This window comes from Pseudomonas sp. MH9.2, assembly GCF_034353875.1.
Lineage (GTDB): Bacteria > Pseudomonadota > Gammaproteobacteria > Pseudomonadales > Pseudomonadaceae > Aquipseudomonas.
Genome location: NZ_CP133784.1, coordinates 3,987,986 through 4,003,892, shown reverse-complemented (window position 1 = coordinate 4,003,892; position 15,907 = coordinate 3,987,986). Strand labels below are relative to the sequence as shown.

10 protein-coding genes and 1 pseudogene are annotated in these 15,907 nt (G+C 58.0%); 10 read left to right on the top strand and 1 reads right to left on the bottom strand.

Going from position 1 to position 15,907, the window contains the following annotated elements; genetic code table 11:
* Nucleotide 1: 1 nt before the first annotated feature.
* The 10 genes and pseudogenes from RHM55_RS18485 to RHM55_RS18440 all read left to right on the top strand — a co-directional run bounded on the left by RHM55_RS18485 (nt 2) and on the right by RHM55_RS18440 (nt 13,369).
* Entirely contained in the window at nt 2-1,195 is a 1,194-nt protein-coding gene (locus RHM55_RS18485) for a hypothetical protein (protein WP_322177723.1), read from the top strand.
* A 337-nt stretch (nt 1,196-1,532) separates the two neighbouring features.
* Nucleotides 1,533-2,324, top strand: coding sequence for a hypothetical protein (locus RHM55_RS18480; RefSeq protein ID WP_322177722.1), 792 nt, complete (start codon nt 1,533-1,535; stop codon nt 2,322-2,324).
* 100 nt (nt 2,325-2,424) lie between these two features.
* Nucleotides 2,425-4,026 (top strand): ABC transporter substrate-binding protein, encoded by a 1,602-nt coding sequence (locus RHM55_RS18475; protein ID WP_322183015.1) that lies wholly within the window; start codon nt 2,425-2,427, stop codon nt 4,024-4,026.
* Nucleotides 4,027-4,296: 270 nt separating this feature from the next.
* Nucleotides 4,297-5,922: pseudogene (locus tag RHM55_RS18470) on the top strand (ABC transporter substrate-binding protein).
* A 424-nt stretch (nt 5,923-6,346) separates the two neighbouring features.
* The gene (locus tag RHM55_RS18465; RefSeq protein WP_322177721.1) at nt 6,347-7,723 is read left to right on the top strand and encodes an OprD family porin; all 1,377 of its coding nucleotides are present in this window, start codon (nt 6,347-6,349) and stop codon (nt 7,721-7,723) included.
* 92 nt (nt 7,724-7,815) lie between these two features.
* On the top strand, nt 7,816-9,411 hold the full coding sequence (locus tag RHM55_RS18460) for an ABC transporter substrate-binding protein (protein ID WP_322177720.1): 1,596 nt from the start codon (nt 7,816-7,818) through the stop codon (nt 9,409-9,411).
* 75 nt (nt 9,412-9,486) lie between these two features.
* Complete coding sequence (locus RHM55_RS18455; protein ID WP_219064300.1) at nt 9,487-10,497, top strand: ABC transporter permease subunit; 1,011 nt, start codon at nt 9,487-9,489, stop codon at nt 10,495-10,497.
* A gap of 10 nt (nt 10,498-10,507) precedes the next feature.
* A complete protein-coding gene (locus RHM55_RS18450) occupies nt 10,508-11,419 on the top strand; it encodes an ABC transporter permease subunit (RefSeq protein WP_322177719.1) in 912 nt (303 codons plus the stop codon).
* 10 nt (nt 11,420-11,429) lie between these two features.
* Nucleotides 11,430-12,401 (top strand): ABC transporter ATP-binding protein, encoded by a 972-nt coding sequence (locus RHM55_RS18445; RefSeq protein WP_322177718.1) that lies wholly within the window; start codon nt 11,430-11,432, stop codon nt 12,399-12,401.
* A complete protein-coding gene (locus RHM55_RS18440) occupies nt 12,398-13,369 on the top strand; it encodes a peptide ABC transporter ATP-binding protein (protein ID WP_322177717.1) in 972 nt (323 codons plus the stop codon). The genes RHM55_RS18445 and RHM55_RS18440 overlap by 4 nt, the downstream gene beginning before the upstream one ends.
* Nucleotides 13,370-13,413: 44 nt before the next feature.
* Here the strand turns inward: RHM55_RS18440 and RHM55_RS18435 are convergent, their stop codons facing one another.
* A complete protein-coding gene (locus RHM55_RS18435) occupies nt 13,414-15,795 on the bottom strand; it encodes a sulfite reductase flavoprotein subunit alpha (RefSeq protein ID WP_322177716.1) in 2,382 nt (793 codons plus the stop codon).
* Between the last annotated feature and the right edge of the window lie 112 nt (nt 15,796-15,907).

Genomic DNA, 15,907 nt, shown 5'->3' with positions numbered 1-15,907 from the left:
TATGGCTAAACCCTCCATTAAAGGGCCTCCGCCGATCAGCCGTGAACCGTATGCAGGGATGATTGAGTCTTTCCCCAGTGGCCAAGTCATTTATTTAGCCCCGGTTCCATTGCCCACTGACAGCCCGGCTCAGGACTATGGCAATGCTGTAGGTGAAGTCAATAACACCTATATGGACTTCGGCTTAGGGTTGCCAGCAGTATTTAGTTGGCAAGCAGGGCTAGGCGGTCCCACGAGCTTTTTTTTTATGACCGCTTTTTTAATGCCATTATTTGTTGGCTTGATCGTTCTGGGACTTGGCGGCGATCTAGAGGAGGCAATCGGCTTCATAACAGGCATGTTTCCTTCTGGCCTGGAATACGGTTCTATTGGCGCTGGGCTAATGTTTGGGTTGTTCATAGTCATCGCCCTCAACCACCTCGCCAAATACGAAACTCTCGTCCCCACCCGCTTCAACCGCCAGCGCCGTGAAGTCTGTTTCGTTCCCGCCGGTCAAACCGAACCGATCTTCGTCCCCTGGGAATCACTCTCCGCGTGGGTCGTCCAGGCCCGAGGTGTTACCCAATATGGCCTGAACATCCAGTACGCCATGGGCCTCGGTTTTTACCACCCACCTCACGATCAGCAATACACCCTGGAATTTCACTGCGCCGGTTTTGAGTTGGCCATCTGCAACTGGGAAGCCATTCGCGCGTACATGGAATACGAAGTTCACACCCTCAAGGAAATCCAGGACCCGCTCGACCTGCAAGGCCCCGACGATCCGCCGCATGAGGGGCTGCACACGTTCTACAACGCTCGCGAACGCATGCGCCGTCGGCGTAAAGCCGGGGAAGTGGGCTGGGGTTATCCGTTCTGGTGGTACCTGTACCACGTCATGACCCTCTGGACCCTGCCCAACCACCTCACTGAATGGGAAATCCGCCGCATCAAAAGCATGGGCCGCGCCGCCGTGCCCGAGGCGATGCAGGTGTGGTCCGCTCCGCTGCCGGAAGCTGAGTGGGCCAAACCCAGCGAGAAGTTGCAGCGCATGAGCAAAATGGTCAAAGACCTGCGCCAGCAAGAGCCGCAGGTCTCGTTGATCCAACACTTCGTTGAAGTGCAGATTGCTGAAGCGAAACGAGAGAATCAAGAAGAGGACCGCGATGACGCCCTGATTGATCACCTCCACCTGCCGCAGGAGGAGGACGACTGATATGGCTAAACCGCTCCTTAACGCGCCTCCATCAATCAGTCGTGAACCGTATGCTGGGATGATCGAAAACTTCCCCAGCGGCCAGGTTATTTATCTGGCCCCCGTTCCTTTGCCCACCGACAGGCCGGCTCAGGACTATGGCAATGCAGTGGGTTCGGTAAATGACACCTATATGGACTTTGGGCTGGGATTACCGACTGCATTTAGTTGGCAATTAATAGTGGGAGGTCCATTTTCATGCTTTGTTATGGTCGCTTTCTTGGCTCCGATGATCTTTGGTTTAATGGGATTATTCCTAGATGAGGATCTAAAAAGTTCTGTCGATTTTGCATTGGGTATGATCCCATCTGGCTTGCAAATCGGCGCGTGGGGCGGCGGCCTCGCTCTAGCCCTCGGCATCATCATCTCCCTCAACCACCTCGCCAAATACGAAACCCTGGTCCCCACCCGCTTCAACCGCCAGCGCCGTGAAGTCTGTTTCGTCCCCGCAGGCCAAACCGAACCGATCTTCGTCCCCTGGGAATCACTCTCCGCGTGGGTCGTCCAGGCCCGAGGTGTTACTCAATATGGCCTGAACATCCAATACGCCATGGGCCTCGGTTTTTACCACCCGCCTCACGATCAGCAGTACACCCTGGAGTTTCACTGCGCCGGTTTTGAGTTGGCCATCTGCAACTGGGAAGCCATTCGCGCGTACATGGAATACGAAGTTCACACCCTCAAGGAAATCCAGGACCCGCTCGACCTGCAAGGCCCCGACGATCCGCCGCATGAAGGGCTGCACACGTTCTACAACGCCCGCGAACGCATGCGCCGTCGGCGCAAGGCGGGCGAAGTCGGCTGGAGTTATCCGTTCTGGTGGTACCTGTACCACGTCATGACCCTCTGGACCTTGCCCAACCACCTCACCGAGTGGGAAATTCGCCGCATCAAAAGCATGGGCCGCGCCGCCGTGCCCGAGGCGATGCAGGCATGGTCCGCTCCGTTGCCAGAGGCTGAATGGGCCAAACCCAGCGAGAAGTTGCAGCGCATGAGCAAAATGGTCAAAGACCTGCGCCAGCAAGAGCCGCAGGTCTCGTTGATTCAGCACTTCGTTGAAGTGCAGATCGCTGAAGCGAAACGCGTATGACGCTCCGAGGATGGCTTTTACCTACTCAGCGTTTATCGTGTCTATCCACATCGCCGGATCATTCTGGACGACGCGCTTGCATCACTTTCTCGAGGCCACTATGGACAAGACCGCCTTCAAACCCCTGCTCCTCGCCGCCGCACTGCTGGCTTGCACGCCTGTCGTCCAGGCCGCCAGCACCCTGGTGTACTGCTCGGAGGCCAGCCCTGCCGGCTTCGACCCGAGCCAATACACCAGTGGGACTGACTTCGATGCCTCGGCCGAAACCGTGTTCAATCGGTTGACGCAATTCGAACGTGGCAGCACTGAAGTCGAACCTGGCCTGGCCACCCGCTGGGAGGTGTCCAGCGATGGCCTGAGTTACACCTTCCACCTGCGCGAAAACGTTAAATTCCACACCACCGATTACTTCACGCCCACCCGCAATTTCAATGCCGACGATGTGTTGTTCACGTTCGATCGTCTGCTCGACCCGAATAATCCGTTTCGCAAGGCTTACCCATCCGAGTCGCCGTACTTCAACGACATGGGCCTGAACACCACGATCAAGCGCGTCGACAAGGTTGATGAACACACCGTGCGTTTCAGTCTGAACAACGTCGACGCGGCCTTTATTCAGAACCTGGCCATGAGCTTTGCCTCGGTCCAGTCCGCTGAATATGCCGCGCAGTTGCTCAAGGAAGGAAAGGCCGCCGACATCAACCAGAAGCCCATCGGCACCGGGCCTTTTGTGTTCAAGCGTTACCAAAAAGACTCGCAGATCCGCTACAGCGCCAACCCGACGTATTGGAAGCCGGAGGATGTGAAACTCGACAATCTGGTGTTTTCTATCAACAGCGATGCCGCAGTGCGCCTGCAAAAACTCAAGACCGGCGAATGCCAGGTCAGCGGCTACCCGCGTCCGCAAGACATCGAGTTGATGGAGAAGGACCCGAACATCCAGGTGCTCAGCCAGCCCGGTTTCAACCTTGGTTTTCTCGCCTATAACGTCACTCACAAGCCTCTGGATCAACTCAAGGTGCGCCAGGCGCTGGACATGGCCATCGATAAGCCGGCAATCATCAAGGCGGTTTACCAGAGCGCCGGACAACTCGCACAAAACGCCCTGCCACCCAACCAGTGGAGTTACGACCCTACGATCAAGGACGCGCCCTACGACCCGACCAAGGCCAGGCAACTGCTCAAGGAAGCGGGGGTCGCGCCCGGCACCGAAATCAACCTGTGGGCCATGACCGTACAGCGGGCGTCGAACCCCAATGCGCGTATGTCAGCGCAAATGATCCAGGCCGATTGGGCAAAGATAGGGATCAAAGCCAACATCGTCAGCTACGAATGGGGTGAGTACATCAAGCGCGCCAAAAACGGCGAGCACGACGTGATGATTTATGGCTGGACCGGCGACAACGGCGACCCTGACAACTGGCTCGGCGTGCTCTACAGCTGCGCGGCGGTCAGCGGCAGCAACTTCGCCAAGTGGTGCGATCCGGCGTATGACGCCTTGGTGCAACAGGCCAAATTGAGCCGTGACCGCGCCGAGCGGATCAGGCTTTATCAACAGGCTCAGCACATTCTCAAGGAGCAGGTGCCGATTACTCCGATTGCCAATTCCAAGGTATTTCAGCCACTGCGCAAAGAAGTGCAGAACTTCAAACTCAGCCCGTTTGGCCTGACGCCGTTCTATGGCGTCAGCCTGAAAAAATAGCCATCAGTAACACTCTCGCGCTAACCGGGTGCATTTCACACGCCCGGTTGCCCTCCTGCGGTGCAGCGAACGCTCCTGAAAACGACCACGCAAACGATCAAATTGGCACAAAAGTACATGAATGCGACATTCTTGTACGTTCGTACCACTGTTTGACGTTTCCTTGGCGCCACCATCTTGCTTTGGGTACGGCCCCTGCATAAGTATCGGCAGGAGCGACTCACGAGGTCGCACCCTCTATCTAAAAAATGACAACAACATGAGGCCACCATGCTCAAAAACGCGGTCATTCCGTTTCTACTCAGCGCAGGTTTGATCGCCAGCGCTCCCTTCGCCCAAGCAGCTACCAATCTGGTGTTTTGCTCCGAAGGCAGCCCGGCCGGTTTCGACCCAGGCCAGTACACCACCGGCACCGACTTCGACGCGTCAGCCGAGACCATGTTCAACCGTCTGAGCCAGTTCGAACGCGGCGGCACTGCGGTCATTCCAGGGTTGGCGACCCGCTGGGACATTTCCCCTGACGTCCTGACCTATACCTTCCATCTGCGCGACGGGGTGAAGTTCCACACCACGCCTTACTTCAAGCCGACGCGTGACTTCAATGCCGATGACGTGCTGTTCACGTTCAACCGCATGCTCAACAAAGACGATCCGTTCCGCAAAGCCTACCCGACCGAGTTCCCGTACTTCACCGACATGGGCATGGACGAGAACATTACGAAGGTCGAGAAACTTGATGACCACACCGTCAAGTTCACGCTCAAGACCGTCGATGCTGCGTTCATCCAGAACATGGCCATGAGCTTCGCGTCCATCCAGTCCGCTGAATACGCTGCTCAGTTGCTTAAGGAAGGCAAGGCTCAGGACATCAACCAAAAGCCGATCGGCACCGGTCCGTTTGTGTTCAAGAGCTACCAGAAAGATTCGAACATCCGTTACACCGGCAACAAGGATTACTGGAAGCCTGAAGACGTCAAAGTCGACAACCTGATCTTCGCCATCACCACCGACCCGTAGGTGCGTATGCAGAAGCTCAAGAAAGGCGAATGCCAGATCACCCTGTTCCCGCGCCCAGCCGACCTTAAAGTGCTCGAAGCGGACAAAGAGCTGAAAATGCCTAACCAGGCAGGTTTCAACCTTGGTTACATCGCCTACAACGTGATGGACAAAATCAAGGGCAGCGATGCGCCAAACCCGATGGCTCAGCTGAAAGTCCGTCAAGCGCTGGACATGGCGGTGAACAAACAGCAAATCATCGATTCCGTGTATCAGGGTGCGGGCCAACTGGCCGTCAACGCCATGCCGCCGACCCAATGGTCGTATGACACCACCATCAAAGACGCGGGCTACAACCCTGAGAAAGCCAAAGCGCTGCTCAAGGAAGCCGGCGTTAAAGAAGGGACCGAGATCACCCTGTGGGCGATGCCGGTTCAGCGTCCGTACAACCCCAACGCCAAGTTGATGGCCGAGATGCTCCAGTCCGACTGGTCGAAGATCGGTATCAAGGCCAAGATCGTCACGTACGAATGGGGCGAGTACATCAAGCGCGCCAAAGCAGGTGAAAACGGCGCGATGCTGATTGGCTGGAGCGGCGATAACGGTGACCCGGACAACTGGCTGGGCACCCTGTTCGGTTGCGACGCACTGAACGGCAACAACTTCTCGAAATGGTGTGATAAACCGTACGACGCCATCATCAAGCAAGCCAAGTCAACACCGGATCAGGCCAAGCGCATCGAACTGTACAAACAGGCGCAACACCTCCTCAAAGACGCCGTGCCGATGACCCCTATCGCGCACTCCACCGTCTACCAACCTATGCGCAACAACGTTCAGGACTTCAAGATCAGCCCGTTTGGTCTGAACTCCTTTTACGGTGTCAGCGTTAGCAAGTAAGGGTGTTGTCACTGTGCTGTTACACACGGCGCAGTGACATCCACTTCCGGAACTTATAGAAACTCACGTCAGCTGGGAAACCGCCTAATCAGCAACTTCCCACGCTCTCTAGTCATGTTTCCTACAAGCCCTGAAGCACTCCGAATATTTACTGGACGGCCTGACGAACATAAGTTCGAAGGCTTATGGCTTTGCTATTCGCAAAAATAGTTGAGTGATCGAGAACACGTCGGGAACAGGGATGTTCCGTCGTCGTTTGCCCGACGCTCATCCTGGGGCGAGATTTTCGCTCCCGGCAACGCCATTCCGGCGATTTGATGCCTTGCGTGCAAAGAGGCATTGAAGCGTGCAGTAGCCGTGTTCCATCAAGCCAGATCACCCATAAGACTGGCCCTTATAAAAGCAGTAAAGGGAGCTTCATACCGTGAGAAAGACCAGTACCGCTCTATTAGCCGTGTCCATTACCACCTTGGGCGCAATGGCTCACGCAGAAAACGCCAGTCAGGCGTTCGTCCCGACAACGTTGAGTACCACTCACGCTCAAGACGGCGCAAAAGGCTTTATCGAAGACCAGCACCTGACAGGGTCCACCCGTAACTTCTACGCACGGGAACGCAGTACGCGCGCAGACCTCTTCAGCTATCAAAAAGACGGCCAAAAAGTCCCCACCAACCGTCGTGATACCTGGACCCAAGGCACCCTCCTCAACTACACCTCGGGCTTCACCGAAGGCACGGTCGGGATCGGTACTGAAGTCGCCGTTTACAACGAAGTCGCGCTAGAAGCGGGCCACGCGCGTATCGCCGGCGGCGGAAACCGTACCCTCACTGACAGCAACGGTGATGCCGTCGACCAATGGAGCAAAATGGGCCTGGGCAATATCAAGGCACGTATTTCCAACAGCACATTGACGGCCGGTCGCCAGTCCATGAACACGCCGGTCATTGCCTACATCGGCAACCGTGCGCTGCCTTCGAGCTTCAACGGTTTCAGCCTGCTCAGCGAAGAGTTCAACAACCTGTCGTTTCAGGCGGGCAGCTTCGACCGCGTATCGCCGCGTACCGAACAGAGCATGACCCGGTTCCGCTCCGAGTACGCCAGCAGCACCGCCACTGCCGACCGCCTGAGCATGGCCGGTGTCGACTACAAACCGTCCAAAGCCCTGACGACCAGCTTCTACGCATCGGACCTGGAAGACTTCTGGAAGCAGTACTACGTCGGCATCACTCATGACGTGGGTGACACCTCGATCGTGGGCCTGACCACCGGGTTCAACTACTACAAAACCAAGGACTCAGGCCAAAGCAAACTCGGCGCGATCGACAACGACACCTTCAGCCTGTCGTTCACCGCGACTCACCTGGCGCACAGCCTGACCTTCGCGTACCAGGAAGTGGCCGGTAACGAGTACTTCGACTACGCCCACGAGACCAACGGCATCTTCCTGGCCAACTCCTTGCTCTCTGACTTCAACGGCCCGAACGAGAAATCCTTCCAGATCGGTTACGTGCTGAACATGGCCGCGTACGGCGTCCCTGGCCTGAAATTCAATGTGTACGAGGCTCGCGGCTGGGGCATCGACGGTACTCACTACGCCGGCACCGCTTACGACGTGAAAAAGATGGACGGTGAAAAACACCAGGAGTACGGGATCGGCACCAGCTACACCTTGCAGAACGGCCCTCTCAAGGACACCTCTGTGCGCGCGACTTATACCACCCACCGCGCCAGTGAGAATCAGGTCGACGGCAGCCTGAACGAGTTGCGTCTGGTGACCACGATTCCATTCAACATTCTTTAAATCGTCCATAGCGCCTTGTGCGGCTGAAACCCGGAACCCACCGCAATCAGCCGCACAGGCCATCACCGTTCATGTGTTTACGGAGGATCTATATGACAGTGCTTTCTCTACGAACCTCGATTGCGTTGGCTCTGCTCAGCGTCGCCGTCAGCGTTTCAGCCAAACCCCTGGTGGTCTGCACCGAGGCCAGCCCTGAAGGTTTCGATATTGTGCAGTACACGACGGCCGTCACGGCCGACGCCTCGGCGGAAACTATTCTCGACCGGCTGGTAGCATTCAAACCCGGCACCAGCGATACCGCACCGGGCCTGGCCGAAAGCTGGGACATCAGCCCGGACGGCCTCAGCTACACCTTCCACTTGCGCCACGGCGTGAAGTTCCAGACCACCGACTATTTCAAGCCAACGCGTGAGATGAACGCCGATGACGTGCTGTGGAGCTTCCAGCGTCAACTGAACCCAAAGCACCCATGGCATGATAAATCGCTCACCGGCTTCCCCTATTTCGAGAGCATGGGTTTCAATGACCTGCTCAAAAGCGTCGAAAAACTCGACGACTACACCGTCAAATTCACCCTGTCCCGTCCTGAATCTCCGTTCCTGCGCGACTTGGCAATGCCCTTCACATCGATCTACTCCGCCGAGTACGGCGATCAGTTGCTCAAGGCCGGTAAACCCGGCGAGCTGAACAGCAAACCTGTCGGCACCGGCCCGTTCATCCTGGTCCGCTACGCCAAAGACGCACAGGTCCGTTTTAAAGCCAACCCTGACTACTGGAAGGGGACTGTGCCCAGCGAGGCGCTGATTTTCGCCATCACGCTCGACAACAATACTCGCCTGCAAAAGCTCAAGGCGAACGAGTGCCAGATCGCGCTTTATCCAAAACCTGACGACATTGCCAGCATCAACGCTGACCCCAATCTCAAGATTGACGAGATGGAAGCCATGATGACCAGCTACATTGCCATTAATACGTCGCACACCTACTTGAGCGATGTGCGGGTGCGTGAAGCGATCAATATAGCCTTCGACAAAAAAGCCTATATCAGAGCCCTGTTTGGTGAAGGCAAAGCCACCGAAGGGGTCAACCCGTATCCGCCAACGCTTCTCGGCTACGCTACAGATATCCAGAATCCACCTCGTGATCTGGACAAGGCCCGCGCACTATTGAAAGACGCCGGTGTCCCAAAAGGGCAAGTGTTCACCCTGTTCAGCCGTAACGGTGGTGCCGTCACCAACCCTAATCCGTTGGTCGGCGCACAGATGCTGCAATCGGATCTCGCTCAGGTAGGCATCAAGGTGGATATTCGCGTTCTGGAATGGGGCGAGATGCTAAAGCGCGCCAAGAACGGAGAACATGACATGGTGTTCGCCGGCTGGGCGGGTGACAACGGTGATCCGGACAATTTCCTGACACCTATTCTCAGTTGTGACGCCGCAAAAAATGGTGAAAATTACGCCCGTTGGTGCAACAAGGCATTTGAAGAAGCTATCTCCAAGGCACGCGCGACGACCGACCCCGCAGAACGGGCCGCACTCTACGAGCAAGCCCAGCACATTTTTCACCAGGAACAACCGTGGATAAGCTTGGCCCACCCCAAACTGTTTACGGCGATGCGCAAGAATGTCGAGGGCTATCACATCAGTCCGCTGACCAATAACAACTTCGCCACCACTCAGGTGAAGTAGATAAAAACACCGGTGCTGCTCGTAACCCGAGCTTCACCGGGGCACGCCTAACCGGCTGATGAGGTACACCAGAAGATGTTTAGTTTTATTGCCCGCCGCGTGGGATTGTTGATCCCCACCTTCTTCGGCATCACCCTGCTGACCTTTGCCTTGATTCGCTTGATTCCGGGTGATCCGGTCGAAGTCATGATGGGGGAGCGCCGGGTCGATCCGGAAATGCACGCCCAAGCCATGGAACGTCTTGGCCTGAACAAGCCCCTGTATGCGCAGTACCTCGATTACGTCGGCAAGCTCGCCCACGGCGATCTCGGCGAATCGTTGCGCACGCGCGAAAGCGTCTGGACGGAGTTCACCGCACTGTTCCCCGCCACCCTGGAGCTGGCGACTACCGCGCTGATATTCGCGGGGATCCTGGGCCTGTTGGCCGGGGTGATCGCGGCGCTCAAGCGGGGATCCCTGTTCGACCATGGAGTCATGGGCATCTCCCTCGCGGGGTATTCGATGCCGATCTTCTGGTGGGGCCTGATCCTGATCATGTTCTTCTCGGTGTCGCTGGGCTGGACCCCCGTGTCCGGGCGTATCGACCTGCTGTATGACATCGAACCACGAACCGGCTTCATGCTCATCGACACGCTGCTCAGCGATGAAAAAGGTTCGTTTCTCGATGCCCTGCATCACCTGATTCTGCCGGCCATCGTGCTGGGCACCATCCCCTTGGCGGTGATCGCCCGGATGACCCGCTCCTCGATGCTCGAAGTGCTGCGTGAAGACTATGTGCGTACCGCTCGGGCCAAAGGCCTGTCGCCAGCACGCGTGGTGTTCGTTCACGGCCTGCGTAATGCGCTGATCCCGGTATTGACGGTGTTCGGCCTGCAAGTCGGCACGCTGCTGGCGGGTGCGGTACTGACCGAAACGATTTTCTCCTGGCCCGGTATCGGCAAGTGGCTGATTGAAGCCATTGGCGCCCGGGACTATCCCGTGGTGCAAAACGGCATCCTGTTAATCGCCTGCCTGGTGATTCTGGTCAACTTCGTGGTGGACATCCTCTACGGCTTTGCCAACCCACGCATCCGCCACCAGCGCTGAGATCATCCTAATGAGCACACCTACTCCCGTGGTAGCAGTCGATCAAAGCCTGCTCTACCCCTCGCCGTACAAAGAATTCTGGCAAGCTTTTTCGCAGAACAAAGGTGCTGTTGCCGGCCTGATGTTCATGACCTTGATCGTGTTCTGTGCCCTGTTCGCCCCGTGGGTCGCACCCCATGACCCCACCGAGCAATACCGCGACTTCCTGCTGACCCCGCCGGTCTGGCTCGCAGGCGGCCAATGGCAATTCCTGCTCGGCACCGATGAACTGGGACGCGACCTGCTGTCGCGCTTGATCACTGGTTCGCGCCTGTCGCTGCTGATCGGTTTGTCCTCGGTGGTCATGTCGTTGATTCCGGGGATTCTGATGGGCCTGCTCGCCGGGTTCTTTCCGCGTATTCTCGGCCCGTCGATCATGCGCCTGATGGACGTCATGCTGGCCCTGCCGTCGCTGCTGCTGGCCGTTGCCATTGTCGCCATCCTCGGCCCTGGCCTGATCAACACCATCATCGCAATTGCTGTCGTGTCCCTGCCTTCGTACGTGCGTCTGACCCGTGCTGCCGTCATGGGCGAACTGAACCGCGATTACGTCACTGCTGCCCGTCTGGCCGGCGCCACTCTGCCACGCTTGATGTTCATCACCGTGCTGCCTAACTGCATGGCGCCACTGATCGTGCAAGCGACGTTGAGCTTTTCTTCGGCGATTCTCGATGCCGCAGCCCTGGGTTTCCTCGGCTTGGGCGTGCAACCGCCCACCCCTGAATGGGGCACGATGCTGGCGTCGGCCCGTGACTACATCGAACGCGCCTGGTGGGTCGTAAGCCTGCCCGGTCTGACCATTTTGCTCAGCGTGCTGGCAATCAATCTGATGGGCGACGGACTGCGCGATGCGCTGGACCCGAAACTCAAGAATGCCGCCTGAGGAGATTCGCATGTCACTTTTAGAAATCAAGAATCTCAATGTCCGCTTCGGCGACGCCAAGGCCGTACCGGTTGTCGACGGTCTGGACCTCAACGTGGAAAAGGGCGAAGTGCTGGCCATCGTTGGCGAATCGGGTTCCGGTAAATCGGTCACCATGATGGCGCTGATGGGCTTGATCGATCCGCCCGGCGTGGTCTCTGCTGACTCCCTGAGCTTCGATGGCCAGGAGTTGCTCAAGCTCAGTGCGCGTCAGCGTCGACGGATCATCGGCAAAGACATGGCGATGGTCTTCCAGGACCCGATGACCGCACTCAACCCCAGCTATACCGTGGGTTTCCAGATCGAGGAAGTGTTGCGCCAGCACTTGAACCTGTCTGGCAAAGCCGCACGCCAACGCGCACTGGAACTGCTTGAGAAAGTAGAAATCCCCGGCGCTGCTGCTCGCTTGCATGCCTACCCGCACCAACTGTCCGGCGGCATGAGCCAACGTGTCGCGATTGCCATGGCGATTGCCGGCGAGCCAAAACTGCTGATCGCCGACGAGCCGACCACAGCGCTGGACGTAACCATTCAGGCACAGATCATGGACCTGCTGCTGAGCCTGCAAAAAGAGCAGGACATGGCACTGGTGCTGATCACTCACGACCTCGCGGTAGTCGCCGAAACCGCCCAGCGCGTGTGCGTGATGTACGCGGGGCAAGCCGTTGAAATCGGTCAGGTGCCGGGGTTGTTCGACGTTCCCGCTCACCCTTACAGCGAAGCCTTGCTGGCCGCGATCCCCGAACACAGCATGGGCGCCGAACGTCTGGCGACCTTGCCGGGCATGGTGCCAGGGCGTTATGACCGACCCCAGGGCTGCCTGCTGTCACCGCGCTGCCCCTATGTGCAAGACAACTGCCGGACAGAGCGTCCAGGCCTGGACTCTAAAGCCCATAGCCTTGCCCGCTGTTTTTATCCGCTGAATCAGGAGCTGGTGTTATGAGCGTCGTTCTTACCGCCCGCGACCTTACCCGTCACTACGAAGTATCCCTTGGCCTGTTCAAGGGGCATGCCCTGGTTCGTGCCCTTAACGGCGTGTCCTTCGAGCTGGAAGCTGGCAAGACCCTGGCTGTGGTCGGCGAATCGGGCTGTGGCAAGTCCACCCTGGCGCGCGCCCTGACCTTGATTGAAGAGCCCTCCTCCGGCTCGCTGAAAATCGCCGGACAAGAAGTCACTGGCGCCAGCAAAGTCGAACGCAAACAATTGCGACGCGACGTGCAGATGGTGTTCCAGAGCCCTTATGCATCGCTTAACCCACGGCAGAAAATCGGCGACCAGTTGGGTGAGCCGTTGCTGATCAATACCAACCTGACCCGTGCCGAACGCCGGGAAAAAGTCCAGGCGATGATGCAACAGGTCGGGCTGCGTCCCGAGCATTACCAGCGTTACCCGCACATGTTCTCTGGCGGTCAGCGCCAACGTATCGCCCTGGCGCGCGCCATGATGCTGCAACCCAAAGTGTTGGTGGCGGATGAACCGACCTCCGCGCTGGACGTCTCGATTCAGGCGCAGGTACTTAACCTGTTCATGGATTTGCAGAAGGAGTTCAACACCGCGTACGTGTTCATCTCCCACAACCTGTCAGTGGTGCGTCACGTGGCCGATACGGTGCTGGTGATGTACCTCGGACGTCCGGCGGAGATGGGCCCCAAGGAAGAAATTTATAACAGGCCACTGCACCCTTACACCCAGGCACTCCTGTCGGCGACCCCGACTATCCACCCGGACCCGCTGAAGCCGAAGATCAAAATCGTCGGTGAACTGCCCAATCCGCTCAATCCGCCAAGCGGCTGCGCCTTCCACAAGCGCTGCCCCTACGCGACTGAGCGCTGCACCACCGAAGAACCGGCCCTGCGCCTGCTGGACAACCGTCAGGTTGCCTGCCATCACGCAGAACAGTTCATCGTGTGACGGGCCGAAGGCGGTGTGTTAACCACACCGCCTTCGCGAACGGCTCAATACACATCCCGTCGATAACGTCCCTGCTCGACTAAACGCGCAACCTCTAGCGCCCCCAGCACGTCGACCAGTACATCTTCGACCCCCATCGCCATGCCTTGCAGGCTGCCGCAGATATAAATAACCGCGCCTTCAGCCAGCCACTTGCGCAACTCATCCGCGGATTCACGCAAACGGTCCTGCACATAGATTTTATCGACCTGATCGCGAGAAAACGCCAAGTCCAGTCGTGCCAGATCGCCTGTCGCCAACCAACCTTGCAGTTCCTCCCGGCAATGAAAATCATGAGCGATGTTGCGTTCGCCAAACAACAGCCAGTTGCGTTGCTGTCCTTTGGCAATGCGTGCTTTAAGCAAACTGCGCAACCCCGCCAGACCTGTGCCGTTGCCTAGCAGGATCATCGGCACCGGCTCGCGTGGCAGATGAAAGCTGCTGTTTCGTCTGAGACGCAGACTGATGGACGCGCCGAGCGTGGACTGTTCAGTCAACCAGCCGGAACCCAGCCCAAGGCTGCCGTCTGCATGCACTTCCTGACGGACGATGAGCTGCAGACGGCCGTCCGCCGGAATCGACGCGATGGAATATTCGCGTACGACAGCACTGTCTGGCGGCAATACTTCGACCAGGTCCCCGGCGTCCCACACCTGCGCAGTCGGCGGCGTCAGGCTCAGCAGAAACACCTTCGACCCTCCACTGCCGGGGTTCAGCCACTCGCGTTGGCTCAATGTCCAACGGCTGAACGCCGGTGCCTGCCAGGCCATCGACGGCGCGCCACCGGTTAATTCCCCAAGCTGCCGTTGCCACTGCTGCAGCGCGACGCTGTCGGCACTGTCGACTTCAATCGGCGCGAACAGCGTGTTGCCACCGCGCTCGGCCAGCCAGCCGTGCAAGCGTTTGGCGAAGCCGCAGAAGTGCTGATACTGGCGGTCGCCCAGCGCCAGCACCGCGTAGTTCAGGTTAGTCAGCGACAAGGGCTGGCCGAGCAACGTGCGCTCGAAGCCTCGGGCGCTGTCGGGCGCCTCACCGTCACCGAAAGTACTCACAACGAACAAGGCATTGTGGCTTTGCTTCAAATCCTGCGCCGTGATGTCCGCCAGGCGCTGCACACGCACCGGCAACCCCGTCGCCTGTAGCTGCCCGGCTGTCTGCCACGCCAGCTGTTCAGCGAAACCGCTTTGGCTGGCGAAGCCAATCAGCCACGCAGGCGCGTCGCTGGCCGTGCCGACATCTCGCATCAGCTGGCCACGCGCAGTTTTGATCTGGCGTTTTTTGCGCCGACGGTCCAGGTACAACAACCACCCGGTGATAAAAAACAGCGGCATCATCAGCGATGCAACCGTCATCACAACGCGCCCGACGATCCCGAAATAGCTGCCCACGTGCAGCGCATAATTGCTGATCAACACCTGCGCGGAGAGGCTCTTGTCGGCATAGCGGGACACCGCGCCGACCTTGCCCGTGGCCGGATCCAGGGTGATCTGGTTCAGGGCTCGCGGGTGCGGCGAATCCTTGAGCAGGTAATAAACCGTCGCTGCCTGACCCGCCACAGGCGGCAGTCGCAGATTCCAGCTGCTCAGTTCAGGGCCTGCGACGCTTTGAATACTGGCCCAGACCGCAGGGTAGTCCACCGTCGGCAACGGACCTTCTGCTACCGGCTGTCCACGACCTGGACGACCGCCGCCTCCCTTGCGCTGCTCGCCAGCGGGCGCGTCGCCCAGCAGTTTAGTCACACCGTTGCTGTACCAGTCGTAGGACCACATCAGGCCCGTCAACGCCGACACCAGATAGAACACCAGGCACCACGTGCCAAAAACCGAGTGCAAATCCCATTTGAAACCCCGGCCTTTTTTCGCCCAGTCCAGTGTCAACCAGATGCGCCAGTTCAAGGCTCGGCGCGGCCAACGCATATAAAGACCAGACAAACAGAAAAATAGCAGAATCAAGGTGCTGGCAGCGGTGATCTGCTTACCGAACTCGCCCAACACCAGAGTACGGTGCAACTGCAGATTCAGACCGAAAAAATCCTGCCCGAAGACCTCTCCCTGCAATTGGCCGGTGTAAGGGTCGAAGTAATTCAGCTCACCACGACGTTCCCCCGGCGGCGGCGTAAATGCCACCCGTGCGGCCTTGTCACTGTCGGCATCGACCCACAGCGAAGCGACCACCTTGCCCGTCTGAGCCTCAAGTTTGCTGACCAGTTCAACCAGCGATAAAACCCCTGAGGCACGTTGTTCCACGCGCAACACATTCGGGTTGAGCACCTCCAATAGCTCGTCCTGAAACGAGCTGATCGCCCCCGATATGCCCATCAAGGCCAGGACCAGTCCGGCGCTGATACCAAAGAACCAGTGCACCTGAAACAGGGTTTTTTTCAACACCTTGGCTTACCTCACTCAACCGCTGCGGCGCATCACGCGCTCAGGCAGCATGCACTCTCGATTGCACAGGCAAACGCCCGGATCACGTAAATGAACCGGGCGTTGAAGACCA

Coding starts and splice junctions, on each gene's coding strand:
- RHM55_RS18460 (WP_322177720.1), top strand. CDS start 7,816: ATGACAGTGCTTTCTCTACGAACCTCGATTGCGTTGGCTCTGCTCAGC.
- RHM55_RS18440 (WP_322177717.1), top strand. CDS start 12,398: ATGAGCGTCGTTCTTACCGCCCGCGACCTTACCCGTCACTACGAAGTA.
- RHM55_RS18485 (WP_322177723.1), top strand. CDS start 2: ATGGCTAAACCCTCCATTAAAGGGCCTCCGCCGATCAGCCGTGAACCG.
- RHM55_RS18455 (WP_219064300.1), top strand. CDS start 9,487: ATGTTTAGTTTTATTGCCCGCCGCGTGGGATTGTTGATCCCCACCTTC.
- RHM55_RS18445 (WP_322177718.1), top strand. CDS start 11,430: ATGTCACTTTTAGAAATCAAGAATCTCAATGTCCGCTTCGGCGACGCC.
- RHM55_RS18450 (WP_322177719.1), top strand. CDS start 10,508: ATGAGCACACCTACTCCCGTGGTAGCAGTCGATCAAAGCCTGCTCTAC.
- RHM55_RS18480 (WP_322177722.1), top strand. CDS start 1,533: ATGATCCCATCTGGCTTGCAAATCGGCGCGTGGGGCGGCGGCCTCGCT.
- RHM55_RS18475 (WP_322183015.1), top strand. CDS start 2,425: ATGGACAAGACCGCCTTCAAACCCCTGCTCCTCGCCGCCGCACTGCTG.